Source organism: Altericroceibacterium spongiae, assembly GCF_003610805.1.
GTDB lineage: Bacteria > Pseudomonadota > Alphaproteobacteria > Sphingomonadales > Sphingomonadaceae > Altericroceibacterium > Altericroceibacterium spongiae.
The window spans coordinates 246,215-272,238 of sequence record NZ_RAPF01000006.1 but is presented as its reverse complement, the minus strand read 5'-3'; the positions used below and the strand labels follow the sequence as shown (position 1 = coordinate 272,238).

The window sequence follows — 26,024 nt, the reverse complement described above, 5'->3', positions numbered from 1 at the left end:
AGTCAGGCTTGCGTCGCATTCAGCCCCATGGCTTTGCGCAGTGGCCTGTTGAGGAGGAAAATCGCCAGCCCGCCCATGCCGACAATGGCGGCATGAACTGCCCAAAATGTCTCAGGGGGAAGAACGGCATAGAACCGACCCATCCACCCGCTCGCAATCGAGCCGAAGAAAATGGCGATATAAAAAACCGACATCATCAGTGCGTTGATTGCTGCGGGTGCCACACGTGCGAACAGGGCAAGGCCGATCGGAACCACGAAGAGATAACCCGATGCACAGATGAAGTGGAAGGCAATCGGCCAGATAATCGGCACCTGTCCGCTACCAGCCATAAACTGGCCCAGAGCAAGCGCCAGGCAGGCACCACCGAACAGAAAACACCCAGTCATCAGCTTGCCGAGATCGCCCGGTTCACTGTCGCGCGCAGCTTGCCGGCGCCAGAGATACATAACCGCCGGAGCGAGCAGCAAAACCGCCAGCGCATCGATGGACTGAAACCAGGTGATCGGCACAGTAAGGCCAAATACGCTGCGATCGACATGATCTCTCACCCACAACGGATAGCTGTTCCAGACCTGTGTCTGCGCTGTCCAGAACAAGGTCAGGATGACCAGCATCACCAGAAGCGAAACTATCGCCTTACCATCGCCGGGCTGGAGCTGCGGGCGCTCATTTCCGTGACCTTTGGGCTCTGGAGGGAGTAAGTGCCGGCCGGATAAATAAGCGATCAGGCCCAGGGTCATACCGACACCGGCGGCCCCGAAACCATAATGCCAGCCATATAACTCGCCCAGCGTTCCACAGATCAGCGGGGCAATGAAAGCCCCGAGATTGACCCCGACATAATAGATCGAGAAAGCCCGGTCGCGGCGCTGATCGTCGGGCGCATAAAGCATTCCCACCTGTGCGGCGAGATTCCCTTTCAACAGACCACACCCCAGCACGATGCAGAACAGTGCCAGCAGAAAAGCGAATTCAAAAGCCATGAGGAAATGGCCGAGCACCATCACGCCCGCGCCAAGGCTGACAGAGCGCGTCCGGCCCAGCCAGCGGTCCCCCAGCAAACCTCCGAAAACGGGCATGAGATAGACGAGACCGCCATAGATTCCAAAAATCTGAGTAGCCAGCGCCTGAGTAGAAAGCGGCCCGAAAACCGCTTCGACAATGCTGCGAAACATCGCAAAGCCGGCAACATTTTCCACGGTGCCCGGATGGAGCAAATAACCGGTCATATACAGGACCAGCAGAGCCTGCATTCCGTAAAAGGAAAAACGCTCCCACGCCTCGGTAAACACGATATAGACAAGGCCGCGCGGATGGCCGAACAGGTCCTTGCCGGATACGGGCCGGTTGGCCGGATTGCCTGCGATTGCCGTCATTGCAGAACCTCCACCACAGCGTTGAAGAAATCGTCATCCGCAATGGCTTCGGCGCCCATGGCCTTGGACCTTGCGCTCCACACCGCAATCACGACGTTCCGGGCCGGATTGACGTAAAGATACTGGCCGAAGATACCGCCTGCGCGGAATGCACCGTCGCGATAACTTCCATCGGCATCAGCGACCGGCCACCACATATATCCATAATGGCCCCGCCCCGGTGCTTCGATGGCGCAACCGCCAGCCTCGCGTACCCAGCCTTCGGGCAACACACGCTGCCCGTCGATCATGCCGTCATTCGCCATGAACAACCCCAGCCTGCCATAGTCGCGCAAAGTGGCACTCAGCCCGCTGCCGGCCACTTCCAGCCCGCCCGGCGCTTCCAGCCACCATGTCGCATGGCTATCCATGCCGAGACGCGACCAGAGCGAAGCGGAACAATAATCCGACAGGAAGCGCCCGGTTGCAGCCTGCACCAGCGCACCGGCAATATGGGTTTCGCCTGTGCTGTAATTCCACTGGCTACCGGGTTCGGCCACACGGGGAAGCCCGGCCATATAACGCATGATTGCCCCCGGCTCCTGCGCCAGTTGCAAATCGAGCATGACCCGACGATCCGAAGCCGGATCGTTGTAATCCTCGCTCCAGCGTACGCCGGACGACATGCACAGCAACTGCCGGACGTTCACTCCGTCATAAGCACTGCCGCACAAATCGGGCAGATAATCGGTCAGCTTGTCTTCCAGACCGCCTATATGCCCATCCTGAATGGCGATCCCGGCAAGCGTGGATGTGAGAGATTTGGCCATGGACATGGACATCCAGCGGGAATGCATATCATGACCGAATTCGTGATTTTCAAAACGGATCTGTCCGTTCTTCAGGACCAGCAGTCCGACCCCGCGATTGCGCGAGATATAGTCGTAAATGTCGCATATTTTGTCGTTCGAGCGGAACTGGAAATAAGGCAGCTTTTCGCCAGACACCGGCAACGACAACGGCCTTTCACCACGGCGCACAATTCGCGTCGGAAAGGCGTGGCGTATATCCCGAAAAGCTTCGATCTGCTCACCCGGCAGCGTTCGCCCGCCATAGGTGGCATGGAGTCTTTCCGCACTAAAAGGGCGAGCCGGCTGTTCGTTCAGTGCCCCGATTCCGGCCAGCACCGCATCGGTATCCGCACCCAGATCAGGCGGCGGACGACGATAGCTGACCGGTGTTGCGGAAAACTCTATCGGGCAGGCTACACCAGGTAGTTCGCCATGTTTGCGCGAACAAAAGGTAATGGCTCGTCCACGCTCGCGGATCTGAGGTTCTTCAAATAATTCCCTGATCGAATTGACGGGGCCGCTGGGTATTCCGGCTTTGAGCAATTCCGTAAGCCAGTGCTCGGCCTGCCGCGTGACCAGCCGTTCAGTCAGTTTCTCCCGCAAGGTCCCGCGATTGGCCACACGCTGGCTATTGGTACGGAAGCGCTTGTCCCGTGCCAGTGCGGCGACACCCAGCACTTCGCACAAGCGGCCGAACTGGGCATCGTTACCGACGGCCAGAACGATATCACGTCCAGCCGTGGGGAAAACATCATATGGCGCAATGCTGGGATGCATATTACCCAGACGACGCGGATTTTCTCCCGATACCAGATAGGACAGGGCCTGATTGGCGAGAGATGCCGTCATCGTATCGAGCAGCGACACGGCAACACGCTGTCCTCGCCCGGATTTTTCCTTTTCGCGCAAGGCGGCCAGAATACCGTTGGCTGCATAGAGCCCGGTTAGTACGTCCACCAGCGCGACCCCGACTTTGACAGGACCTGCACCGCGCTCTCCATCCGGCTTTCCGGTAATGCTCATCAGGCCCGACATGCCCTGAATCAACAAGTCGTAGCCGGGCCTTTCGGCAGACGGGCCGTCCTGCCCAAAACCGGAAATAGAACAATAAACCAGACCGGGATTTTCCGCAGACAGCGCTTCATAATCGAGGCCATAGCGAGCGAGTCCACCCAGTTTGAAATTCTCCACCACCACATCTGCGGTGCGGGCAAGTGCTTTCACCTGTGCCACACCGGCCGGATCGGTGAAATCGATGCAGACCGATTTCTTGTTACGGTTGGCGCTCAGGAAATAGGCGGAAAGATCCTCCGTTCCTTTTGCTTTCGCCTTGGCGAAAGGTGGCCCCCAATGGCGCGTATCGTCGCCTTTGCCAGGCCGCTCTACCTTGATGATCTCGGCCCCCATATCGCCCAGCAACTGGGTCGCCCAGGGTCCGGCCAGAACGCGGCTGAGATCGAGGATGCGAATGCCCTGAAGCGGTCCACTCATGCGAAAGCTGCAATCCCCGTCTGCGCGCGGCCAAGGATCAGCGCATGAATATCATGCGTGCCTTCATAGGTGTTCACCGCTTCCAGATTGCACATATGGCGCATGACATGGAATTCATCGGCAATGCCGTTGCCTCCGTGCATGTCTCGCGCGACGCGGGCGATATCGAGCGCCTTGCCGGCTGAATTGCGCTTGAGCAGCGAGATCACTTCGGGCGCGCATGTGCCTTCATCGAGCAATCGACCTGCCCGCAGGCATCCTTGGAGACCCAGCGCGATCTCGACCTGCATATCCACCAGTTTGCGCTGAACAAGCTGATTGGCAGCCAGCGGACGGCCGAACTGCTTACGCTCCATCACATAGGTTCTTGCGCGGTGCCAGCAATCACGGGCGGCGCCGAGAGCTCCCCAGCTAATGCCGTAACGCGCTTTGTTGAGGCAACCGAACGGTCCGCCGAGACCCGATGCATGAGGCAACAGATTTTCCTCGGGAACGAGTACATTATCCATCACGATCTCACCCGTGGCAGAAGCACGCAAAGACAGTTTTCCATGCAGTTCGGGCGTGGAAAAACCTTCCATACCGCGTTCCACGATAAAGCCGCGGATCACCCCGTCGAGCTTGGCCCAGACCACCGCTATATCGGCGATGGGGGAATTGGTGATCCAGGTTTTCGTACCGTTGAGACGATAGCCGCCAGCGACCTTTTCGGCACGCGACGCCATACTGCCCGGATCGGAACCATGATCGGGTTCTGTCAGGCCGAAACAGCCGATCATTTCGCCCGTTGCGAGGCCGGGCAGCCAGCGCTCCTTTTGCTCGGGCGTGCCATAGGCATTGATCGGATGCATGACGAGTGAGGACTGGACGCTAAGTGCCGAGCGGTAACCGGAATCGACCGCTTCCACCTCATGCGCCACGAGACCATAGACCACATGCCCCGCATCGAGCCCGCCAAAATCGGCCGGAATGGTCACCCCCAACAGACCCAGCTCACCCATTTCGCGCATGATGGCCCGGTCGAACCGGCCTTCGCGATTGGCTGCGAGAATGCGCGGTGCAAGTTGTTTTTGCGCATAGGCCCGCGCCGTATCGCGCACCATCCGCTCTTCATCGCTCAGCATTTCGTCAAAATGTAGCGGATCTTCCCAATCAAAAGGCGTTCTGGCCATCATTCAGTTTCCTTGCGAAGCATTGCGCATGGCCCGCTGTTCCCAGGGGCCGGGATTGATTACGAGCGTTCCATCGGAGGCAAAAGTTAGCCGCATCGGATAGCGGCCCGGCACAACAAAGCCTCTGGCATCGGGCACCAGCTCCCGCTTTTCACCTGCCGGTATCGCGAAGATCGCGCGGCGGTCGGTGGCTTCGCCATATAACTTGCCCCCCTCCTCGCTGATCCGCAGGCTGGCGATGGGACTGAAGCGATATTCCCCTGCCAGCGCCTTGAGATCGGCGGTGGAAAGTTTGCGCGGTTTGCCTTCGACAGCCTGATTGAAAGGCTGTTCCGGGACCGAGCTGAGGATCGCATCCCACATGGCTTCTCCGGCAATGGTCGCAATATCGACCGATGCGAAACCGGGCTCCAGTGGATCGACTTCAGCAGTGGAAACGGCCCACAGAACATCGCCGTCAAACGCGGTGGAAAAGGGCTGAATTCCGCGGGCCATGGAGGTGTGAACCTGTACCGCCAGCCGTTTCAGTTCCGCCGGAGTCATCTTCACATTGGTCACAACAAGACTGACAGTGGTGTTCTTGCGCATGCCGTTCTTATCGACACCGGTCCATCCCGGCTTACGGCTGCCGGGAAGACCGTTGACGAGATCAGTCGCTTTGAGCGCTTCGGGCCAGCCCGAATCCTTGTTGCAGGCGACTACCTGGCCATCGCGGTCAACTACCACACCCAGCGCGTTAACGATTGTAAAAGCGGCAATTTTTACATCGCCCACCTGACGGAACGCCCCGCCCTGCCCCGAATGCGCGTTGCAGCCGAACAGGCCGCCAGTCTGGGCGGAACTGCCGGCACCATGCGGGCCAAGCGGGAAAAGACCCGGCTGCGCTGCGCGAACAGCGGCCTGTGCCAGTTTCTTATCGGGATAGATTTCATTCAGGCGACGATCGCCGAAATCGTAAATGATCGAGCCGACTGAAAGGCCGATATTGTTCCAGTATCCGCTCCGTTCCCCGTCATCCTTGAGGGCGCTGTCAACGGCCGTGACACTTTCGAGCCCGTACCAGGACCCGCCCGAAAGAACGACGGCATCGAGATCGGGTGTCTGATAGCCGAGATTGAGAAAATCGCTGTTTACCGTGCCTGGCGCGCCTCCGCGAACATCCACTGCACCGGCCACTTTGCGCCCGAAACGGAAGACGGTGACGCCGGTTGGCCCTTCCTCATATTCACCCGTACCGATTTTCAGCATGGGCCAGTCGAAATTCAGTTCCCGTTCGCCCTTCACATTGATCCGGGGAGTGAGAGTGGACTGGTCGATCGTGGGTTGCGGCGCCGGACTGGCACTTTCCTGTGCCTCGAGCGGGGCCATAAAAGCACCGAAGAGGGCCAGAGGAGCGGCGAAAGGGGCCACAGACGCTCTGAGAGTGAGCCGAATTTTCGCTGGCATTCAATTCTCCCTGTTTTGGAGACGGACCGTCAATTTTCGTACCATGCGGCAAGCTACCGACAGGAGGAAAGGAGACAATCATGTGATAATTGGTGTGTTGTATACACCATTCTGCCATTATGGCCCTCTCGGCAACATGCTACAATGTCGAGACAGGCGAGACGCAAAACGGCCCGCATCACGAAAGGATGCGGACCGTTCTCGCGCTCCGGTCGATACCGTTTTCCGGCTGAATTTTTTGCTGCTGTTTAAGAGGTGCCAGCCACCGCCAGAACCGCCAGCGTCAGCGCTTCGGTTCCCGCCTTGATCGAACCGCGCGGATCGGGTGCGAAAAGCGGCGAGTGATTGACCGGCAAAGCTTTGCCCTCTTCCTTATAGCGGGCAATCGTCTCCGGTGCATAACCGCCCACGCTCATGAAGACCGACGGCACGCCAGCCTCGACAAATTCGGAATAATCCTCGCTCGCCGGGCCGGGATCGGCATATTCGGGCTCCAGCACCGCCTGATCGCCCAGCGCCGGGCGGATCACCGCAGCGACCTTATCGGTCAGGGAAACATCGTTGCGCACCGCTGCCGTCCCATACATATAATCGATTTCCGGTTCGGGTGCCCCCGCCATCAGGGCCACGGCCCTGGCGGTTTTGTCCACGCCGTCGAGCAATTGCTGACGCACTGCGGGATCGTGCGAACGCAAAGTAAGCTGGAGCACCGAATCATCGGGAATGATGTTGGGTGCCGAACCGGCATGGAAACTGCCCACCGTAATCACCCCGAATTTGGTCGGATCGACTTCGCGGGCGCGGATCGTCTGAACATCGGAAACGAAATGGCTGCCCATCACGATGGGATCGATACTTTCAGCGGGCATGGAACCATGGGCACCCTTGCCATGGAAAGTGATCCGCAACTGATCCGAAGCGGAGGAAACCGTGCCTTCCTTCATCGTGACCTGCCCCAGAGGCCCGGGAAAGACATGGGCGGCAAAACCGTAATCGGGTTTGGGAAAACGTTCGAACAGACCATCGTCAAGCATGGCTCTGGCGCCGCCAACAGTCTCTTCGGCAGGCTGACCGATAAACATCAGCGTGCCGTGCCATTTGTCTTTCATCGCCAGCAGCGCATCGGCCGTGCCGACCCACCAGCCCATATGCACATCATGCCCGCAGGCATGCATAGTGGGCGTTACCTCGCCATCGATGTCCTGCGTATACTGGCTGGCATAAGGCAGCCCGGTTCTTTCGGCCATCGGCAAAGCGTCGAGTTCTGTGCGGACCATCACGGTCGGCCCTTCGCCATTATGATAGATCGCGACAATCCCGGTGCCGCCGACTTTCTCCGTCACCGTAAAACCGCGTTCGCGCATCTTTCCTGCCAGCAGCGCCGCTGTGCGCGTTTCATGAAAGCCGATTTCGGGATGTTCGTGAATATCCCGATACATCGCTTCGAGCTGTGGATAGTCCTGTTCGAACACTTTATCGATCGCGGCCAGATCGGCTGCGGGATCGGTCGCGGCGGAAGCCGGGCTTGCAGTCAGAGCGGAGGTCGCACAAAGGCAGGCCAGAAGCGGGGCGAGATAGGTTGTCTTGGTCATTGGCTGGTCCTCCCGTCACCATATGGAAACCAGCGCCCGATATCGGTCGTCCGGCCGATAGGGCAGGCGCAGGAACCATCATGCACGGACTTGGATATAAAGCGAAGCCCCTTCCCAAGGCTTTGTATCCAATCGCTTCAAAAAAGCGTTTCCTGCGCCCCCTTAAGAGTGGCATGTCGCACGCTTGCGTCAGGCCCTTATTCTTTGACCGGCCGCCGCGCGATGGCGGCAATCAGAACAGCGGCAAGCAGCACCGCCCCCAGATTATACAGCATTGCCCCGGAAAAAGCGGCAGCGTAACGCTCTGCCCGATCGATCCCTGCCGCATTTTCTCCATCCAGAATCGTCACAAAGAAAATGCCGACAATGGACACACCAAAGGCACCGCCCACCTGCTGCATCGTGGAAATGATCCCGGCGGCCATTCCGGCATGACGTTCTTCGACATAGCCGATCACCAGATTGAGCAGCGGTGTCATGGAGAGGCCCTGCCCGAATCCGAACAGGATCAGCGAGGGCAACAGGGCAAGCGCATCGGACCGGCCCGTCAGGCCCGCCGCTGTCCAGATCATCCAGCCGATTCCGGCAGCATAGACGAGCGCTCCGCCCGCTATACCGATCCGGCCCAGCCGCCTGACCAGACGCGGCGCCAGGAGAGAGGCAACCACGAAACCGACACTGGCAGGCGCGAAGAGCGTTCCCGCTTCGAACGGTGTAAGACCGAGGCCGGACTGCACCAGCAGCGCGAAACACAAGAATAGCGATGTCGCGGTGGAATAGATCAGCAGCACCACCAGCGCCCCTGCCGAAAAGCCGCTGCTGCGAAACAATGTAAGGTCTATTGCCGGATCGCCGCCGCGCTTCGCCACCGCGCGCTCCCACCGCATAAAGGCTAGCAGGCAAAGCGCAGAAGCGGCTATGCTTGCCCCGGTCCAGAGCGGCCATCCGGCATTCGGACCTTCGAGAAGCGGCAGCAAAAGCAGCAGCAACCCGGCTGTCGCCAGCCCTATTCCCGGCCAGTCGATATGAAGCGCAGCGGGGGACCGGGATTCGGGCATGATCCGCACCGCCATTGCGGCCAGCAGGCCGATGGGCAGATTGATCAGGAAAATCATGCGCCAGCCGGAGCCGAACAGGTCGCTCTCCACGACCAGCCCGCCCAATATCTGCCCGGCTATGGCGGCAAAACCCAGTGTCATGCCGAGCAGACCGAAAGCCCGGCTGCGCCCGGCTTCGTCATACAGCACCCGTAACAGCGCATAGACCTGCGGAAACAGGATTGCCGCTGCGGCACCCTGCACCAGCCGGGCGGCAATCAGGCTATGGGCATCAGGCGCGATACCGCACAAAAAAGATGAGACGGCAAATCCGGCCATGCCGAGCGCGAACAGCCGGCGGCGACCATGCCGGTCCCCCAGCCTGCCTCCCGCGATCAGCAATACACCGAAAGCCAGCTCATATCCGGCAATCACGAAGCCCATCTCGGCGAAACCGGCATTCAGGTCTTTCTGTATCGAAGGGATCGCGACATTGACGACGAACAGATCGAAAACGGTGATAAATCCGCCCAGCAGCAGAATGGCCAGTACCAGCGGTGAGGGGCGCGCGGGCGATTGTGCGGGCGATGCAGCAATCCGGTCAGGACATGCAGGCGATGGATGATGTGTCATGGCAGCTCCAATAATCTTGCCGCCGCCTCACACAGCTTCTACGCTGTTACTATGGAACAAATTATCCTGTTACTATGAGCGATAGCCCCGCAAGCCGTCTCGACCGCACCCGTAGCGAACTGGCCGATTTTCTGCGCCAGCGCCGGGAACGCCTCTCGCCGCTCGATGTCGGGCTTCCGTCGGGCAAAAGGCGCCGCACGCCCGGTCTGCGCCGGGAAGAAGTGGCCGCACTCGCCGGTGTGGGAATGACCTGGTACACCTGGCTCGAACAGGGCCGGGCAATCACCGTGTCTTCCGCCTTCCTCGACAATGTGGCGCGCGTGCTCAAACTCGATGAAGTCGAAAGGCGGCATCTGTTCCTGCTTGCCCATCAACGCCCGCCTGCGGTTGCCAGTCGCGCCTTTTGCGAATTGCCGCCGCTGGTCCGACGGCTGCTCGACGATCTGCCGCTGCGCCCCGCTTACGTGATGAATTTGCGCTGGGATGTCATCGGGTGGAACGCCGCTGCCCGGCAGCTTTTCGGTTTCGACCGGCGCGAGCCTGCGGAACGGAATATGCTGTGGATGCTGTTCGCCGATACCAGACTCAGCGCGAAGATCGCGGAGTGGGATCGTCAGGCCCCGCAAATTCTGGCCAGCTTCAGGCGCGATTATGCAAGAGCTCCGGACGATGCCGATATGCGCGCTCTGGTGGACACGCTGGAACGCACGTCCCCTGCCTTTGCGCAATTGTGGCACCGCCACGATGTCCATGGCCGCTGCGAAGGGCGGCGGTGCTTTCTGATTGACGGAATCGGCCCGGTCGATTTCGATCACTCCTCCTTCACGGTGGATGAAGAGAAACATCTCCGGCTGGTTTTCTATGCCGCAACGCCCGGACAGGCGGCAAGCGCATCTTTCGAACGGTCGCTTACCCCTGTCTGACAGACCGGTGCGGTATCCTGCGCCCTCCCCCCTATTCGCTTAACCAGCGGCACCGTCACAAACGGGTTTCCTGTTGGCTCTTGTCATTTTAGACCGCCGATCTATATTTAGACCACTGGTCTAAGGAGGACGATATGCGCTGGCGCGGTGTCAATCATGTGGAATTTTCAGTGCTTGATTACGAAAATTCGGTCGATTTCTATGACCGGATGTTCGGCTGGCTCGGCTATAAGAGCTTCTGGACGCTCGATCTCGGCTATCGCTCCACCTATTACATGGCGCGCTTTCCTTTTCCCCACAGCTATATCGGCATCCAGCCGGCAAAGAGCGGCGGCAAGCTCGATCATGCCGACCGTGCAACGGGCATTCACCATATTGCCCTATGGGCAAAGAATGCGCGCGAGGTGGATGATTTCCATCGTGAATTTCTTCTGGCCAACAATCTTTCCGTGTCCGATCCACCGGCCGAATATCCGATCTATGCGCCGGGCTATTACGGGGTGTTTTTCGAAGACCCGATCAATGGCATTCACTGGGAACTGGCGCATATTCCGCGCCTGCCCACACCGGCAGCCTGGATGCGTTTCCGCCGTGCCGCGAAACAGGCTGCGGCCGAGCATCCCGAATGGCATGGTTCCTTCATGGAAACCGCGATGCGTAGGCTCCCAGCACGCCATCGGAACAGCGCCGATGGCTAAACCCATTACGCCCACCAATGCACAACCGGCCAATCCCCGCCCGGCCAGCCCCCATCCGGACAGGCCTCATCCGGACAGCCCCCGCGCGCGGCTTTGGGCGCTGCCCGAAGAGCGCCGGGCGCAATTGCTCGATCCGGCCGAAACCGAATTTGCCGCACACGGCTTTGCCGCAGCGTCGCTCAACCGCATTCTGGCATCGGCAGGGATGAGCAAGGGTCAGGCTTATTATTACATTGCCGATAAGGCCGATCTTTATGGGGCGGTGATGGAACGGGCCTTTCAGCGCTTTGTCACCGCGCTCGATTTCACCTTCGGCGCGCCTGTAGATGCCCGGGCTTTCTGGAAGCGGGTGGAAGCGCTTTTCGTCCGCATTTCCACCGTTCTGATCGAACATCCCACGCTCGCTTGCCTCGCGCGCAGCTTTTACGAGAGCGAAACAAGCCGTCACTCTCTGCCGCAGAGCTTTATCCGCGACCGTTTCGATGGCCTCATCGCGCTTGGCCAGTCGCTCGGTGCAGTGCGTGAAGATATGCCCGCTTCCCTGCTCAAACCGGTGCTGTTCACCATGGCACTCGAAACCGATCGCTGGTTCGCCGAAAACTGGCAGGATCTCGATGAAAGCGAAGCAAGGCGGCTAAACGGCGCAGCCTTGCAGATGTTTCGCGCCATGGCTTCACCGCCACCATAACAGGTCCTGAGCCTAAAACCGGAACGAGGTACGGTCAGGCGCGGCACCGGCGAAGAAGGATTCGTCGAAAGCTTCTGCAACCGGCATCACTTCGGCCAGCTTTTCCCGTCCGGCTGGCGTGAGCGAGACCAGCTTGGCCCGCATATCCTCCACCGAAGGACTGCGGCAGAGCAGTCCGTCCCGCTCCAGCCGGCTGGCGATCTGCGAAATATGCATGCGATCCATATCGAGGAAATCGGCCATCGCCTGCTGCGTCACCTCCTGCCCGCCCCGCGTCAGCCAGCCGCATGTGGCCAGCACCGCAAATTGCGGCTGTGTGAGACCAAACGGTTTCAGCAAAGCGTTCAGATGACGCTGCCAGCGCATGAAACCATGCCACAAAACGAAGCCGGGACTGCTCTGAGGCCCGTCATAGCGGGACATCTCCCGCCATGGCAAAGAATCATCTCCCTTCACCTTCGTCATCGCGTTCCTTCGACAATTTTCCCTTCGCTCACTCGCTTCAACCCCAGCAGGGTCTCCGGCAGGCTTGCCCTGATACTCTTACTCATCAGCCTGCGGAACAGGAATGCAAGCGGTCCCAAAAATTGCACCCAATGGCTCGCCACAGTCCCTCTGGTGTCCGGCTGCAAATCATGGCCGAATTGCAGCCGGCAGAATGGCAGCCTGCTTTCCATGATAAAAGACCGGCCCGGCACCAGCTCCGCCACCCGGATTTTGACCCTGGGACCTCTGGGCGCTTTCAGCCAGCCGGTGGCTCCGCCTTTCAGTCCCCCGGGCAAATCTACCGCCTGCACGTCCCTGTCCCAGTCCGGCCAGCCGCCCACATCCTCGTAAAACGCGAAAACGATCCCGGCAGGAGCGTCAATATCAATCCGATGCACAAAACCCATCCAAAGCATCCTTTTTATAAATGCATTTACAAAATTGCAGCGGAGCGGATCGAAGGTCAATCGGAATTGCCCATATTGGGTTTTCTTCCCTATACCTCGTCAACTGCCACCTTGCCTCTTTGCAGCCGGGCAGATGGATCGGCCTGCAGATTGAAAACGCATTCCAGAGCAGTTAACGTGACGGTTCCGCATCTCGCAAAGAAGAGGTTATCTGGCCTTGCCGGGATTGATCAGATCGCTTCCAGTAACGGTCGGCATCTTGTTCGCTTCCGTCGTTTCGTCACCTGCTTGCGGGCGCGCATCGCCCGAGCCACCCCCTATCATCAAAGCACAGATGGCAAGGCCCGCTGACTTTGCCTGGTTACGCGGCGGTTTTGCCGAGGCCACTCCCGAAGAAAAACAGAACTATGCGGCAGCGCTGAAATGGCTTGACGCCTGTCGTGCAGCGAACCGACAACGCATTCTCGCCAAACTCGAAGCGATGGGAATTAGCGATCCCGAACGTGGGAATGGCTGGTCCGCTTCGGGAATATGCGGCGCAATGGCAGAAAGGCCGTCCATCGATATCTATTCCGACTATGCCGAGTTTTCGGCAACGGTCAAAAGCACCCGCGCGCCGTTCGACGCAATGCTCGCCGCAATCGATTTAGCAGAGAAATATTCCTCGCCTCATTCTGACTCGCTCGCTGATGCGCTATTGCACCGACCACTGGCCGAGCAGGTTCTGCGCAACGCCGTTGCCTGGATCGATGCCCCTCCGGATTCGCCCGGGGTTCCCGCACTCTCCGACAAGCAGAAGCCGATTTTTCGTGCTTTGCTTTTTGCTGAGATAGGGCGGCGTGATGAGACCAATACGACTTGGCTCAAACAAGTGGTGCAGCAGCAAGGCTGGCCGACAATTTCACGCGTAGGCAAGCAAGCGGCCGGAAATGCCTGGCTGCTGGCTCAACACGCCGACCGCGATCCGGCCTTTCAGCTTCAGGTTCTGCGACTGATGGAGCCGCTGATGGAAAACGGAGAAGTCTCTTCGCGCCACTATGCCTATCTTTACGATCGGGTCATGCTCAAGCTCACCGGAACCCAGACCTATGCAACACAGGTGACCTGCAAAGATGGCAAGTACATTCCCTTGCCGCTCAAGGATAAAGCAGCAATGCCCGATTTACGCCGCTCTGTGGGTCTTGAACCTTTCGAGACATATCTGGAGTACTTTTTCACCCCCTGCTCCTGAACACTCAGAACAGAATCGCTTTCCAGCCTTGTCGTTAGAGGGAGCGCTTGCCAGAGAATGCAGGCATTATGGCTCCGCGATACTGAAAGCCTCCCGGAAGGCCTTTTCTCCCCGGCGCGTAAAATGCACCGCTCGGGAATTTGCATCACGACTGGCCCAGCCGGCTTGTTCGAAACGCTCGAGCAATGCACGGCCGAGACTGCCCGCAAGATGCGTACGACGTTCGCTCCAGTCGAGACATTCGCGGCATAAAGCGGAGCGTTTCGCTCTGAGCGCGGCGAGATCGATACCCAGATGCTGCATCAGGGCTACACCGCTCTCCGAAAGGTCGATCCCCTTTTCATTGAGTTCGAGATGCCGCTGCGTCATCAAACTGTCGAACATACGCGTGCCCATATCGCCAGCGAGGTGATTGTAGCAGATGCGCGCCTTGCGCAAGGCGCCGTCTTTCGGCCCGGTCCGCATACGCAAATGACCGGCACTGACGGCCAGCCCCATCAGATTTTCCAGCACATGCGCCACATCGTCATGGGCCAGCGCGAAATATCTGTGCCGCCCCTGTTTGCGCAGACGCAGCAGTCCGCCATCGGTCAGCTTCGCTAGATGGCTCGACGCCGTTTGCAGGGTCACGCCGGCTTCCTGCGCCAGCTCGCTCGCCGTCAGCGCTTTGCCACTCATCAATGCAGTCAGCATATTCGCGCGGGCGGGATCGCCTATCAGCGAAGCGATACGGGCGATATCGGGGCCTTCTCTCATAGTTCGAGCGTGATCGAAGCATTACGCACTGTCAATTCTCTATCGCGCGGTGAGAGCAAAGGAGAAAACAGCCATGCTGACCTGTATTATTCAATATCAGATCGACCCGACCAAAAAGGCCCAGTTCGTCGAATATGCGCGCAATTGGGGGCAGGCCATTCCGCGTTGCGGTGCCGATCTGATCGGCTATTTTGCGCCGCATGAAGGCTCTTCGACACTGGCCTATGGCATCTACAATGTCGAAAATCTGGCCGAATACGAAGCCTATCGCGCGCGGCTGGAAGCCGATCCATTGGGGCGGGAAAACTATAATTTCGCTCAGGATGAAAAATTCATCCTCAAAGAAAGCCGGACATGGCTGAAACTGGCTTCCGCACCGCATGAGCGCCGCTCATGATCGCCGTGATCTTCGAAGTGCGCCCGGCCACCGGACGCAGCGATGACTATCTGGCTATCGCTGCCAAAATGCTGCCACTGGCCGAAAAGGTGGAAGGATTTCTCTCTGTCGAGCGCTTCCAGAGTCTGAGTGACCCCGGCAAAATTCTGTCGCTGTCCTTTTTCGAGGATGAAAGCGCAGTGCAGCGCTGGCGCATGCTCCATGCACACAGAGCGGCGCAATCCAGAGGTCGCGCCGAAATTTTCGAAGATTACCGGCTGCGCATTGCACAGGTGGCAAGGGATTACGGCAAGTTCGACCGCGCACAGGCCCCCGGGGATAGCCGGGCGGTGCACGATCCGTGACACTGACCTTATGCTGCCTGCCTGTTTTTCGGAACGAAGTGGAAAGAACCATGGGCCGGCTCCTCGCTCTTTCCGCTAGACCCGAAAAACCTTATTCTTCATAGAGTTTTAACTCTCTGGTGGCACTTCATCTGAGAGGGTGGATTATGAATGCTTGATAGCCTGTTCGGTTGGTTTCGAGAGATCGGTCGAGATCCTATACTGGCACAGGCGCAGATCGCTCAGATGCGGCGGCAGCTGCCGCTTCTTTACAGCCTGCTGCTCATCAACTCCATCTCGATCGCCTGGTCTCAGTCGCAAACCGCTCCCCTCCTGCTCACACTCAGCATTCCGGCAGTGTTGTTCAGTGCCACCTCCGTCCGGCTGATCTACTGGGTTCGCATCAGACGGAAACCGATCCCCGAACCAGAGGAAGCAAGGCGGCAGCTCCGTACGGTGACATGGCTGGCCGCAGCGTCTTCGACAGCTTATGTCATCTGGGCTTTATCATTCCTGCAATATGGAGGTCCGGTCGAGCAGGCTCAGATCGCCCTGTATATTTCAACGACCGTCGTCGCCTGCATTTTTTGCCTGTTCCATCTCCCGCAAGCCGCCCTGGTGGTTTCCGCATGCGTGCTCCCCGGTTTTCTGATCTCGCTGATTGCGCAGGGACGAATGACCTTCGCAGCACTGGCGGCTAATGTGCTGCTGGTGGTGCTGGTGCTTTTACGAGTGCTGTTCAACAGCTTCGAAAGTTTCCGCACCGAAGTTGCCGCACGCGAAAAGCTCGCGCGGCAACATGACGAAATGGTGCGCCTGAATGAAGAAAATCATACGCTCGCGCATACCGATACGTTAACCCAGCTCGCCAACCGGCGCCGATTTCTCGAAGACCTGTCGGAACTGACAGCCGATTCCACCCGCGTCGGCACGACGACGGTTGGCGTCATCGACCTCGACCGCTTCAAGCCCGTCAACGACACATTCGGCCATCACATCGGCGATCAGTTGCTGCAACAGATCTCTTATCGGCTTCGCAAGATCGTCGGTCCTTACGCAACCCTCTATCGTCTGGGCGGCGACGAATTCGGGATTCTGATCCACCTTCCATCCACCGAAGCCGAGAGACTGGGAGAGCGGCTGTGTCAGGGTGTGGCTGCACCGATATTTCTCGATGATCGGGAACTTTCAGTCGGTGTTTCGATCGGACTGGCGCCATTTGCGGAAGCCGAGTTGTCTGAACGGGAATTGTGGGAACGCGCGGATCAGGCATTGTATCACGCCAAACGGCACATGCCGGGATCGCTCGTAACATATACCAGGGATCTCGACACGCTCGTGCGTGCGGAGCAGAAGATCGAGGTGGAATTACGATCGTTAAACGTCGAGAACGATCTCTATGTATGCGTGCAGCCGATCTCCAAAAGCACCACGGGCGATATCGTCGGCGGCGAAGTGCTGGTGAGATGGACAAATGCAAGACTGGGCCCGGTTCCCCCCCATAAATTTATCGCGGTTGCAGAGCGCAGCTCAGTGATCCATCGGATCACGCTTTCGGTTATCGAAAGAGCGCTCAAAATTCTGAAACAGCTTCCGGAAAACTTCTCCGTTTCTGTGAACATCTCGGCATGCGACCTGAACTCTCCGGATACTATGGAACGCGTTCTTCTGGCAGTTCGTGAAAGCGGCCTCGATCCGGGGCGGATGTGGATCGAAGTGACGGAAACGGCAGTCATGCGCGATGTCGATTCCGCCGTCGATGCGCTGCGAAAGCTGCGGCGCGCCGGTATGAAGATTGCCCTCGATGACTTCGGTACAGGTTATTCGAGCCTCAGCAACCTGCATCGCCTGCCGCTGGATCGCGTAAAGATCGATCAGAGCTTCGCCAGCGAATTGCAGGACAGTTACAGCAATTCGATTGCCCTGGCCGTGGTCAGCCTGTGCCAGACATTACAACTCTCCTGCGTAGCCGAGGGAGTGGAAACAGGCGAGCAGGCAGCCTCTTTCCGGGCCATGGGATGCGAGCTTCTTCAGGGATATTACATTTCAAAACCACTGCCGGTGACCCAGTTCCTCGCTTTGGCATCATCCACCGGGGGACAAACCCCTGACGCAAAGCGACACGCCCATGGCGGCGGGCAGTGACACACGCGCTTTTAACGCCAGCTCTGGCGGAACGGCTGAACCACACCGCATCAATTGCAATCACATCGCAATATCATTAAAGACCTCGACTACACCTCTCTGAAGTCGGTATCCGGCAAGCTCGCGCAAGGAACGGCGCGGACTTGTCACCCGGTACGGAAGGGGGTCGCAGTCTGAGAAGCAGTGGTTAAGCGCGTTATCCGGTTCATGTATTATAGCGAATCCTCTCTCAGCCTTGCAGAACGACTATCCTCGCTGCTCCTCGCCATAGCGATCCCGGCCTTCGCGCTGTTCGCTTTTCTGTCGATCCAGATCATCAGCCGGACCGGCAGCAAGGCCAGCCAGACGCTTGTCAGCTTTGCCGTGCAAACGCCCCGGCAGGAAAGATCGGCCAGCCATGCTGACAAGGCGCCACCGTCGAAAAGCACCAATCGATCGAAACAGGCCGATACTCGCAACAGCAAAGCCTCCGCTTCGCGCCCGGCTGAAAACTCTCACATAGCGACAGCCAAGCCGAAAACCGCTCTTCCCTCGCCCGTCACCATCAGTGTGGATGCCACGCCACTGGCTTCTCCCGCCATGCCACGCCTCCCCGGAAAAGTCCCTGAGCCACGCACCATCGGTTCCGCGCCGCAGGGCAATGCAGACCAGAAAGCAAGCAGGAGCATCGCTTCGCGCAGCGGCCACAGCGACACTTATGGCCAGCTGGTCTATCGCAAGATCAGGAGGAAACAACGCTATGAGCATATTCTGCGCCGCCAGAATATCGCCGGCACCGTGGTGGTTGGTTTCACGGTCGATAGCCGCGGGCAATTACGTGCAGCGCATATCAGCAGGACATCGGGATATTCGGTGCTCGACAGGACCGGTTTACGGCATCTCGCAGCGGCGGCTCCCTTCCCTCACCCACCGCAGAGAATACCGCGCAATTTCGAGATTCCATTGACCTATAAGCAGCGCCCGTGACGCCACTTTTCCGGTTTGCACACTCATCTCCACAGCCAGGCCGAAAAGTTATTGATAATAACTTGCAGTAGCATAATCTCTCCCCTATGTGCGCCGGCTTCATAGTCATACCATAAGGGGCAAAAATGAGATTTTTCGGAAGTTCGCTGGCAAGCACAGCCGCCATCATCGCGCTGGCTCCCGCTGCCTATGCACAGGATGGAAACGCTTCCGAAATCCTCCCTGAAGCAGTGGCGGAAGGCGATAGAGTGGACGGAGCCTACGCGCCCGGCCACGGCAATGACAGCGGCGTATCGACAATCGATCGTCAGGAAATCGAAGCGCGCACGCCCGGATCGGGTGATGTCAATCAGTTGCTCAAGATCCTTCCGACGGTTCAGTTCGATCGCCATGAAGGGCTGGCCGAGCCGGAAACAATTCAGGATCTGCATCCGGCGAAAATCTCGATATCCGGCGGACGGACATATGATAATCTGATCACGATCGACGGAATCGATGCCAATAGCCGCTTCGACGTACACGAAGATAGCCCTGTCAGCATAAACGAAGTGGCGGGCAATTCCGCCCAGACCCTCTGGCTGGACAGCGAACTGATCGGTGCCGTCACTTTGCGCGATTCCAACATATCGGCCGAATATGGTCGGTTTACCGGCGGCGCTCTGGACATTCAGACAAGGGATTCCCGCCGCGAATGGGGAGCGAGTGCCCATGTCAGCTATACGTCTGACGAACTGGTCAATTACGTCGTATCCAACGGGACACAGGCTTCCTTCGATGCGAGCGGCGATCCCCTCCCCGAAGCGCCGGATTTTCGCAAATGGCGCTTCGGCGCAACCATGGATGTCCCGCTTTCCGACAAAGGCGGGCTGATCTTCGGCGTCAACCGGTCCCGCGCGGACGTGCTCTATTACCGCTCGGCTAATTATAATTATGAACCCGGATACCGCCACAGTATCAGCGATAATTTCATGCTAAGCGGCGATTACGACCTTCAGCCCGACCTCAAACTGAGCGGCAAGCTGACCTATTCTCCATATGAAAGCGAAGCGGCCCACCAAAATGGAATCAATAATCTGATCACCACCAAGGGCGGCGGACTCGCAGCCAGCCTCAAGCTGGCCGCGACCGGCAATCTGCGCTGGACTATCAAGGCCAGCTTTGCTCATAGCGACAGCAGCAGAGAGGCACCGCCGACCAATTACAACATCCCGTCCGACAGTTCGAACGGCAATTTCTGTTCCAACGCCTCCTGCACACAGGGCGGTTTCGGCGATCTCGACCAGAAGCAGGATACGTATAATCTGTCAGCCCGCATGGCGCATGATCTTGGCCCCGGCGAATTGCGGGGCGGCCTTGATTATCAGCATATAAACGCTCTGCGTGAGCGCCCGCAAACCTATAGGGCCTACCGTTCGGCTCTCGTTGAAGATGAAAATGAAAATCCGATCTATCCGGCCAGTATTGTCTGCGCCGATGGCGACAGCCTGACATGCGTTACGGGCGAATATGCGCTGGGGACTTATGGTGAATATCGCGCTTACACTGCGGATATAGACCTCGACAATGTCGCGGCCTGGATGGAATATAATGTCTATCTCGGCCCGGTCGATCTGCGCGCGGGTCTGCGCTACGATTATGAGAGCTTTCTCGGCAATCACAATATCGCGCCGCGCCTTGCTGCCACATGGAATGCCGCACCGGGCTGGACAGTCACACTGGGTGCGAACCGCTATTACGGCCGGTCCATGCTGGCTTACGCTATTCGCGAGCAATATCCCGATAATTTCAGCTATGAGCGACGGGGAACTTATGTGGGGGACCAATATGTCGTTTCCGACAGTGACTGGTATCTTTCGAAGACCAGCGTCCCGAGCGGCTATTCATCCAGCGAACTCGACACGCCCTATTCAGACGAACTGACCGCATCGCTTGGCGCTCCGCTGCTGGGCGGAACGGCCCGCATTAAAGGCATCTATCGCAAGACGAAAAAAGAATTCGCCAGATCGCTGCGCAAGCAGGAAGAATATGTGCTGGAAACCGGCGATATAACCACCCGGCGATTTTATGAAATGACCAATGACGGGCATAGCTCCTATCGCGGCCTCTCGCTGGAATGGCTGCGCCAGGTGGGTAAACACAGCTTTGCGATCAACACCAATTTCAGCAAAACCAAGTCCGACACCGAGAATTATCTCGAAACATCGTTCCTCCTGACGGAGCAGGATGTCGATGTCGTTTTCAACGGTGAAATCATCAGCCTTGTGGATCTGCTCAATCGCAATCAGCGGATGGAATTTGCGTCCCCCTTTATCGTCAATGCGAGCTGGAGCGCTCTGTGGCTGGATGACCGGCTGACCACCAATGTCAATCTGCGCTATCGCGACGGCTTCAGCCAGATAGAAGATATAAACATCAACGAGACAATCGATGGCAGACGTTACGATGTGTATGATGTCGTCAAATATCCCGACCGCATCAATGTCGATCTGAATGCCCGCTTCGACGTTCTGCGCAGCACTGCCGGCACTTTGACGGCCGATGTTCGGGTCAGCAATCTGTTCAATACTATTCCATCCAAGGATTCGGTGAGTATCAGCAATCCTTATCAGATGGGGCGCTCTTTCTGGCTCGGTCTGAAATACCGCTACTGAGGCGGTCTCATGCCACAAGCTGCACGCCTGCTATTCGCTTTTGCCTGTGCGCTTTTTCTGCTGGCCGCCGCCGGCAAGGAACACAATGACGCAGATATCGAATGGCTGCGTGCAGCCTATGGCGGACCGGTGGCAAGCTGGCCCGCTCCACAGCTTGAACCGGGAGCGGCATTTCAGGAATTCGGCCCGCTCCCTCGCCCCGGACAAGCCACGGGTCCGGATGCCAGACGGGTGGCGCTGGGTGAAAAGCTGTTCAAGGATCCACGCCTCTCCGCTTCCGGCCAGATCGCCTGCGAGAGCTGCCATAATCGCCGCCTTGGCTGGGGCGATGGATTGCCGGTTTCTTTCGGTCACAATCGCCAGACCGGAACGCGCAACGCGCAGTCCCTGTTCACCGCTGCTTATATGGAAGAGCTGTTCTGGGACGGGCGCAGCCCTTCGCTGGAAGATCAGGCCCATCTGCCGATTGCCAACCCGATAGAGATGGCCGCTCAGGCTGCGCTGGTGGAAGAGCGGATCAATGCCGATCCCGATTATCGCACAGCATTTGCCAGGGCCTATCGTGTAAGGACTGTCACCATGGCAGAAATTACCGCTGCCATCGCCGCCTTCGAACGCTCGATCCGACTGCCACGCAGCACATGGGACCGGGCTCTTTCGCAGGGAACGCAAGCGCTCGATGACGAAGAACTATGGGGTCTCCATCTGTTTCGCACCAAGGCGGGTTGCGCCAATTGTCATAGCGGGCCGTTATTCAGCGACCGGAAATATCATAATCTCGGCATCAGCTTTTATGGCCGCAAACGCGAAGATGTGGGTCGCTTTGCAGTCACCGGGAAACCGCTGGATGTCGGCCGCTTCCGCACGCCCTCGCTGCGCGGCGTCAGCCGTACCGGCCCCTACATGCATAATGGCATTTTCCCGCATCTGCGCGGATTGGTGAATCTCTATGCCGCCGGCGGCGGGAAAGACCGTTCCGCACAAAGCGAAACCACCAGGGCACCTCCACCTCTTCCCGACCCGCTTCTTCGTGAGCGGGAGCTCTCCCCCGATGAACGGGATGCCATCGTCGCATTTTTGAAGACGCTTTAGAACGGATCAAAACGCAGCCGCGTAGGAGCGACTCATCACCGAATACACCTTGAACCAGGAGTATCCGGTTCAGCGTGCCCGGTCAGCCGGGCAGGTGTTGCCCGCAAGCATCCCGAACCTGCGAACGACAGCTCAGCACCTCATTCGTCACCTGAGCGCTCAGGCGAATAAGCCGCAAACCATTGGTAACCAAACCAAAATATAACCTGCGGCATTCTTCGCCGACCATTCTCAAAGAAACTCTAATCGCTCACAAAACATTTCACTTTTGTTGCAGGATTACCACAAGCTTTCAGAATGTGTCCATTTGTTGTGTGAAACGTATTGAAAGACGAAAGGTGGCGCGCAACAAGTCCGCCATTCGAGCCCGGCTCCCCCCATATTCGAGGCTCTTCAACGGCAGGCCCGCACAGATGACAAATATGCCACTCTTGCGGGACTAAAAAATTAAGGACACTCACGTGAAGACATCCATCCGGAAGGCGACGCTTTGCTGCGCGACCAGCCTGACTGCCTTTGCCGCGCTAAGCGCCCCCGCTTATGCGCAGGATGAAGCAGCACAATCGGCTGACGATCAGGCTACCGAAAACGTCATCATCGTCACTGGCTCGATTACCCGCAACCCCGCTGCTGCAACCGCATCGCCGGTTGTTTCGGTTACTTCGGAAGATCTCGACAACCGTGGTATCAAGACCGTTTCAGAAGCTCTGCAAACGCTGACCGCGAATAATGCCGGGACCATTCCGGCCAGCTGGTCGGGCAATGGTTTCACCACCGGCGCCACGGCACCGTCGCTGCGCGGCTTCAACAATGCTTACACGCTGACCCTGTTCGACGGCATGCGTTCGGCTTACTACCCGCTTGCCGATGACGGCCAGCGCAACATTGTCGACATCAACTCCATGCCCGGCTCGATCACCGAGCGTGTCGACACACTGCTCGACGGTGCTTCGGCAACCTATGGTTCAGATGCCATCGCCGGTGTGGTCAACGTGATCACCAAGCGCGAAATTCAGGGCCTTCACCTCGACGCCTCTATGGGCCTTTCGCAGCGCGGCGAAGGCGACGAGCCGCGCCTCAATGCCACATATGGCTATGGCGATCTCGACGATCAGGGTTTCAATGTTTACGCCAATTTCGAATATCAGAAGAATTCGCCGGTAGACCTGCGTGACCGCAAAGGCCCGTGGGGCACAGCCGATCAGAGTTCGATCTGCGGCACAACCGAAGATGGCTGCCTGACCAACAATATTCGCAATGGCATTCAGGCGGACGGCAGCTATAACAGCTTCCAGTCGACCATCGTCAATTTCGTACAGCCCTTCGCAAATCCCAATAACGATCCGCTCGGGGATTTCGAACTGCTCAATCCCGCAGCAGGCTGTGGCCCGCTGGATTCCGTTACGCTGACCGACGCACAGCGCGGCGATACCGATGCCCCGTCGGTCGTCTGCCAGCAGGATCTCACGCACGATTACGAAGCCTATACGGCGCGCACCAAGCGTATCGGCGGAACATTGCGCGGTACAGCCCGCCTCGGTGACGACACCGAAGCCTACCTCATGTTCAACTATTACAATGTGACGACGGCCAACAGAAGTGCTCCCTATGGCTGGACCGGCCGCACGGCTGCCGGCGGAGACCGTGTCACCATCAGCCGTATCTATCTGCCGGCCTATGTCTGCAGTGAAGGTGTCGGCGTAATCGACGATTCGGGCAACCTGCTCGGCTCGGGCTGCGATGCCAGCAACGGCACGCGCAACCCCAACAATCCCTATGCCGCACGGGGCTATTCGGCTCGTCTGCTGGGCATGCCCGACCAGCCGCGCTGGACCTACACCAATGCCAAGACTTATCGTCTTTCGGGCGGGGTTAATGGCAGCTTCGGTGACAGCTGGGAATATTCGGTCGGAGCCACGGCTTCCGAAGTTACGCTCGACGTGACCAATACCGGTTATATTCTCGCCCAGGGTCTGATGGATGCCGTCGCACAGGGTACATATAACTTCGTCGATCCCTCGGCCAACTCTCAGGACGTGGTCGACAGCATATTCCCTGATCAGCATAAGCGTGCCACTTCCAAACTTGCGCAGGTCATCGGTACTCTGAGCAAGGATGTGTTCGAGCTTCCGGGCGGTTTCGTGAACGTTGCTGTGGCGGGCCAGTATCGCTACGAAAAGATCAACAATCCGAGTTCCAACGCACCGAATGCCGAAAACCCGGCGGATCGCTACTACAGCATCAATGCCATCGGTGTGCGCGGCCATCGCGATGTCTGGTCGGCTTCGTATGAAATCTCGGTGCCTGTGCTCGACGAGCTGCGCTTCAAGGCCGACGGTTCCTACGATCATTATTCAACCGGTCAGGAAAATTTCGCTCCGAAGTTCGAAGCCGAATTCTCCCCCATTGAACAGGTCAAGCTGCGCGGCACTTTCTCCAAGGGCTTCCGCGCACCGAACCTGAATGAATCGTTCCAGCTGCCTTCGACCGGCTACACCAGCGCCACGATCAACTGTAACACCGCAGCCTATGAGGCGTTCTGCGCGGCTCACGCCAGCAACCCCTCCTATTATGAAGGTGGTTACAGCCCGGGCGTCACATCTGCCGGGAACCCGGATCTGAAGTCCGAAAAATCGACATCCTACACGTTCGGTGTCGTAGTACAGCCGACGCGGCGTATCACGCTGACGCTCGACTACTGGCGGACCAAGATCAATAATCTCATCACGCCGGTCAACCTGTCGGACGAGATCTATGCCGCCTATTACGGCAATAACGGCGTCGTAAATATCCCGGGCATCGAAGTGACTCAGGGCGCTCCCGATCCGGAGAATCCCGGTGCATTGCCACTTCTCGGCGAAGTCAGCAGTTCGTTCCAGAATGCGGATTCGATGCTGGGTAAGGGTATCGACTTCTCGGCCAATGCCCTCTTCGACGTGACCAACACGGTTTCCTGGCGCACCAATGCCACGGCATCCTATCTGATCCGCCTCCAGCAGACGGTGGATGGCAGCGTTAACCGCTTCGACGGTTCGCTGGGTGGCTGTAACTGGACGTCTTGCTCGGGTGCTCCGCGCTTCCGTGCGGCATGGCAGAACACGCTCGACTTCAACGACCGGGCGAGCCTGACGCTGACGGCTTACTACACAAGCGGATATTCGAGCACGGCCAGCGATGCCGGCGGCACCTATAAGGATTGCGCGGCCAGCGCTGCAGCAGGCCAGCTGGTCACCTATCCCGACAGTGGCAACCCCGTGCAGTGCCATGGGCCGAGCACCTTCGATCTCGATGGCCACGGTGAAACCAAAGTTGGTGATAACTTCACCGTCTATTTCGACGTGCTGAACATCCTCGATGGCAAGCCTAAATACGATCCGAATGCGGCTTACGGGATCTACAACTTTAACGCTGCATGGCAGGACCGCCTGTTCATGGGCCGGTACTTCCGGATTGGCGCCAAGGTCGATTTCTGATCCATCGCCATTTCGCAATATTAAGGAAGGGGCGGTCTCGCAGGAGACCGCCCCTTTTTTATTTGGTGTTTTTGCAATGCGTCGTTGAACGCCGAATTTCTTCCAAATCACGCACAGACAGCTCTTTAAACCGTCTTACATTCCATCTTTCAGAGCGAACGTAAGCGAGTTACTCTGATGTCAATAAAAACATAAATGTCTGCGCGTC

The 26,024-nt window shown here is 58.1% G+C and carries 21 protein-coding genes; 12 read left to right on the top strand and 9 right to left on the bottom strand.

The annotated features are described in order from the left end of the window. Positions 1–2: 2 nt before the first annotated feature. The 6 genes from D6851_RS13100 to D6851_RS13075 form a co-directional block, all read right to left on the bottom strand. Positions 3–1,379: a peptide MFS transporter gene (locus D6851_RS13100; RefSeq protein ID WP_120325317.1), complete on the bottom strand. Its 1,377-nt coding sequence runs from the start codon at positions 1,377–1,379 to the stop codon at positions 3–5. After that, on the bottom strand, positions 1,376–3,700 hold the full coding sequence (locus D6851_RS17795; RefSeq protein ID WP_183030093.1) for a CoA transferase: 2,325 nt from the start codon (positions 3,698–3,700) through the stop codon (positions 1,376–1,378). The genes D6851_RS13100 and D6851_RS17795 overlap by 4 nt, the downstream gene beginning before the upstream one ends. Beyond that, on the bottom strand, positions 3,697–4,875 hold the full coding sequence (locus D6851_RS13090; RefSeq protein WP_238474093.1) for an acyl-CoA dehydrogenase: 1,179 nt from the start codon (positions 4,873–4,875) through the stop codon (positions 3,697–3,699). Before D6851_RS13090 ends, D6851_RS17795 begins: the two co-directional genes overlap by 4 nt. Next, on the bottom strand, positions 4,876–6,318 hold the full coding sequence (locus tag D6851_RS13085) for a P1 family peptidase (protein WP_210210352.1): 1,443 nt from the start codon (positions 6,316–6,318) through the stop codon (positions 4,876–4,878). Between the two features lie 248 nt (positions 6,319–6,566). Continuing rightward, positions 6,567–7,910, bottom strand: a complete 1,344-nt coding sequence (locus D6851_RS13080; protein WP_120325316.1) for an amidohydrolase — start codon at positions 7,908–7,910, stop codon at positions 6,567–6,569. A 197-nt stretch (positions 7,911–8,107) separates the two neighbouring features. Further along, positions 8,108–9,580 (bottom strand): MFS transporter, encoded by a 1,473-nt coding sequence (locus D6851_RS13075; protein WP_120325315.1) that lies wholly within the window; start codon positions 9,578–9,580, stop codon positions 8,108–8,110. Between the two features lie 74 nt (positions 9,581–9,654). Here D6851_RS13075 and D6851_RS13070 point away from each other — a divergent pair, with 74 nt between their 5' ends. From D6851_RS13070 to D6851_RS13060, 3 genes are all read left to right on the top strand, one after another. Next, positions 9,655–10,503, top strand: coding sequence for a helix-turn-helix transcriptional regulator (locus D6851_RS13070; RefSeq protein WP_120325314.1), 849 nt, complete (start codon positions 9,655–9,657; stop codon positions 10,501–10,503). A gap of 134 nt (positions 10,504–10,637) precedes the next feature. Next, positions 10,638–11,201, top strand: coding sequence for a VOC family protein (locus D6851_RS13065; protein WP_120325313.1), 564 nt, complete (start codon positions 10,638–10,640; stop codon positions 11,199–11,201). Further along, positions 11,194–11,889 carry a TetR/AcrR family transcriptional regulator gene (locus D6851_RS13060; RefSeq protein ID WP_183030092.1) on the top strand — a complete coding sequence of 232 codons (696 nt, stop codon included), beginning with the start codon at positions 11,194–11,196 and terminating at the stop codon, positions 11,887–11,889. Before D6851_RS13065 ends, D6851_RS13060 begins: the two co-directional genes overlap by 8 nt. Before the next feature lie 12 nt (positions 11,890–11,901). Here the strand turns inward: D6851_RS13060 and D6851_RS13055 are convergent, their stop codons facing one another. Together D6851_RS13055 and D6851_RS13050 are read right to left on the bottom strand one after the other, a co-directional pair. Further along, positions 11,902–12,354, bottom strand: coding sequence for a MarR family winged helix-turn-helix transcriptional regulator (locus D6851_RS13055; protein WP_120325311.1), 453 nt, complete (start codon positions 12,352–12,354; stop codon positions 11,902–11,904). Beyond that, positions 12,351–12,782 carry an SRPBCC family protein gene (locus D6851_RS13050; RefSeq protein ID WP_120325391.1) on the bottom strand — a complete coding sequence of 144 codons (432 nt, stop codon included), beginning with the start codon at positions 12,780–12,782 and terminating at the stop codon, positions 12,351–12,353. Before D6851_RS13050 ends, D6851_RS13055 begins: the two co-directional genes overlap by 4 nt. On the opposite strand from D6851_RS13050, the gene D6851_RS17565 reads away from it, so the two are divergent. Both D6851_RS17565 and D6851_RS13045 read left to right on the top strand, forming a co-directional pair. Continuing rightward, positions 12,768–13,133 carry a hypothetical protein gene (locus D6851_RS17565; RefSeq protein WP_147395482.1) on the top strand — a complete coding sequence of 122 codons (366 nt, stop codon included), beginning with the start codon at positions 12,768–12,770 and terminating at the stop codon, positions 13,131–13,133. The two genes, D6851_RS13050 and D6851_RS17565, sit on opposite strands and share 15 nt — an antisense overlap. After that, entirely contained in the window at positions 13,117–14,013 is an 897-nt protein-coding gene (locus D6851_RS13045) for a DUF6624 domain-containing protein (RefSeq protein ID WP_120325310.1), read from the top strand. The genes D6851_RS17565 and D6851_RS13045 overlap by 17 nt, the downstream gene beginning before the upstream one ends. 66 nt (positions 14,014–14,079) lie before the next feature. On the opposite strand, the gene D6851_RS13040 is transcribed toward D6851_RS13045, so the two are convergent. Then, on the bottom strand, positions 14,080–14,769 hold the full coding sequence (locus D6851_RS13040) for an ArsR/SmtB family transcription factor (protein ID WP_120325309.1): 690 nt from the start codon (positions 14,767–14,769) through the stop codon (positions 14,080–14,082). Between the two features lie 73 nt (positions 14,770–14,842). Between D6851_RS13040 and D6851_RS13035 the strand changes: the two genes are divergently transcribed. The 7 genes from D6851_RS13035 (at position 14,843) to D6851_RS13005 (ending at position 25,816) form a co-directional block, all read left to right on the top strand. Further along, positions 14,843–15,166 carry an NIPSNAP family protein gene (locus D6851_RS13035; RefSeq protein WP_120325308.1) on the top strand — a complete coding sequence of 108 codons (324 nt, stop codon included), beginning with the start codon at positions 14,843–14,845 and terminating at the stop codon, positions 15,164–15,166. Beyond that, positions 15,163–15,510 carry an antibiotic biosynthesis monooxygenase family protein gene (locus D6851_RS13030; protein ID WP_120325307.1) on the top strand — a complete coding sequence of 116 codons (348 nt, stop codon included), beginning with the start codon at positions 15,163–15,165 and terminating at the stop codon, positions 15,508–15,510. Before D6851_RS13035 ends, D6851_RS13030 begins: the two co-directional genes overlap by 4 nt. Positions 15,511–15,660: 150 nt before the next feature. Further along, the gene (locus tag D6851_RS13025) at positions 15,661–17,634 is read left to right on the top strand and encodes a putative bifunctional diguanylate cyclase/phosphodiesterase (protein ID WP_120325306.1); all 1,974 of its coding nucleotides are present in this window, start codon (positions 15,661–15,663) and stop codon (positions 17,632–17,634) included. Positions 17,635–17,817: 183 nt separating this feature from the next. Then, positions 17,818–18,600: an energy transducer TonB gene (locus D6851_RS13020; RefSeq protein WP_147395481.1), complete on the top strand. Its 783-nt coding sequence runs from the start codon at positions 17,818–17,820 to the stop codon at positions 18,598–18,600. 125 nt (positions 18,601–18,725) lie between these two features. Next, positions 18,726–21,251 carry a TonB-dependent receptor plug domain-containing protein gene (locus tag D6851_RS13015; protein ID WP_120325304.1) on the top strand — a complete coding sequence of 842 codons (2,526 nt, stop codon included), beginning with the start codon at positions 18,726–18,728 and terminating at the stop codon, positions 21,249–21,251. A gap of 9 nt (positions 21,252–21,260) precedes the next feature. After that, positions 21,261–22,343 (top strand): cytochrome-c peroxidase, encoded by a 1,083-nt coding sequence (locus tag D6851_RS13010; protein WP_120325303.1) that lies wholly within the window; start codon positions 21,261–21,263, stop codon positions 22,341–22,343. A gap of 461 nt (positions 22,344–22,804) precedes the next feature. After that, positions 22,805–25,816 carry a TonB-dependent receptor plug domain-containing protein gene (locus D6851_RS13005; RefSeq protein WP_120325302.1) on the top strand — a complete coding sequence of 1,004 codons (3,012 nt, stop codon included), beginning with the start codon at positions 22,805–22,807 and terminating at the stop codon, positions 25,814–25,816. Positions 25,817–26,024: the final 208 nt, after the last annotated feature.

Coding starts and splice junctions, on each gene's coding strand:
- D6851_RS13085 (WP_210210352.1), bottom strand. CDS start 6,318: ATGCCAGCGAAAATTCGGCTCACTCTCAGAGCGTCTGTGGCCCCTTTC.
- D6851_RS13090 (WP_238474093.1), bottom strand. CDS start 4,875: ATGATGGCCAGAACGCCTTTTGATTGGGAAGATCCGCTACATTTTGAC.
- D6851_RS13045 (WP_120325310.1), top strand. CDS start 13,117: ATGGCAAGGCCCGCTGACTTTGCCTGGTTACGCGGCGGTTTTGCCGAG.
- D6851_RS13035 (WP_120325308.1), top strand. CDS start 14,843: ATGCTGACCTGTATTATTCAATATCAGATCGACCCGACCAAAAAGGCC.
- D6851_RS13030 (WP_120325307.1), top strand. CDS start 15,163: ATGATCGCCGTGATCTTCGAAGTGCGCCCGGCCACCGGACGCAGCGAT.
- D6851_RS13080 (WP_120325316.1), bottom strand. CDS start 7,910: ATGACCAAGACAACCTATCTCGCCCCGCTTCTGGCCTGCCTTTGTGCG.
- D6851_RS17565 (WP_147395482.1), top strand. CDS start 12,768: ATGCACAAAACCCATCCAAAGCATCCTTTTTATAAATGCATTTACAAA.
- D6851_RS17795 (WP_183030093.1), bottom strand. CDS start 3,700: ATGAGTGGACCGCTTCAGGGCATTCGCATCCTCGATCTCAGCCGCGTT.
- D6851_RS13050 (WP_120325391.1), bottom strand. CDS start 12,782: ATGGGTTTTGTGCATCGGATTGATATTGACGCTCCTGCCGGGATCGTT.
- D6851_RS13015 (WP_120325304.1), top strand. CDS start 18,726: ATGAGATTTTTCGGAAGTTCGCTGGCAAGCACAGCCGCCATCATCGCG.
- D6851_RS13010 (WP_120325303.1), top strand. CDS start 21,261: ATGCCACAAGCTGCACGCCTGCTATTCGCTTTTGCCTGTGCGCTTTTT.
- D6851_RS13040 (WP_120325309.1), bottom strand. CDS start 14,769: ATGAGAGAAGGCCCCGATATCGCCCGTATCGCTTCGCTGATAGGCGAT.
- D6851_RS13075 (WP_120325315.1), bottom strand. CDS start 9,580: ATGACACATCATCCATCGCCTGCATGTCCTGACCGGATTGCTGCATCG.
- D6851_RS13065 (WP_120325313.1), top strand. CDS start 10,638: ATGCGCTGGCGCGGTGTCAATCATGTGGAATTTTCAGTGCTTGATTAC.
- D6851_RS13100 (WP_120325317.1), bottom strand. CDS start 1,379: ATGACGGCAATCGCAGGCAATCCGGCCAACCGGCCCGTATCCGGCAAG.
- D6851_RS13070 (WP_120325314.1), top strand. CDS start 9,655: ATGAGCGATAGCCCCGCAAGCCGTCTCGACCGCACCCGTAGCGAACTG.
- D6851_RS13060 (WP_183030092.1), top strand. CDS start 11,194: ATGGCTAAACCCATTACGCCCACCAATGCACAACCGGCCAATCCCCGC.
- D6851_RS13025 (WP_120325306.1), top strand. CDS start 15,661: ATGCTTGATAGCCTGTTCGGTTGGTTTCGAGAGATCGGTCGAGATCCT.
- D6851_RS13055 (WP_120325311.1), bottom strand. CDS start 12,354: ATGACGAAGGTGAAGGGAGATGATTCTTTGCCATGGCGGGAGATGTCC.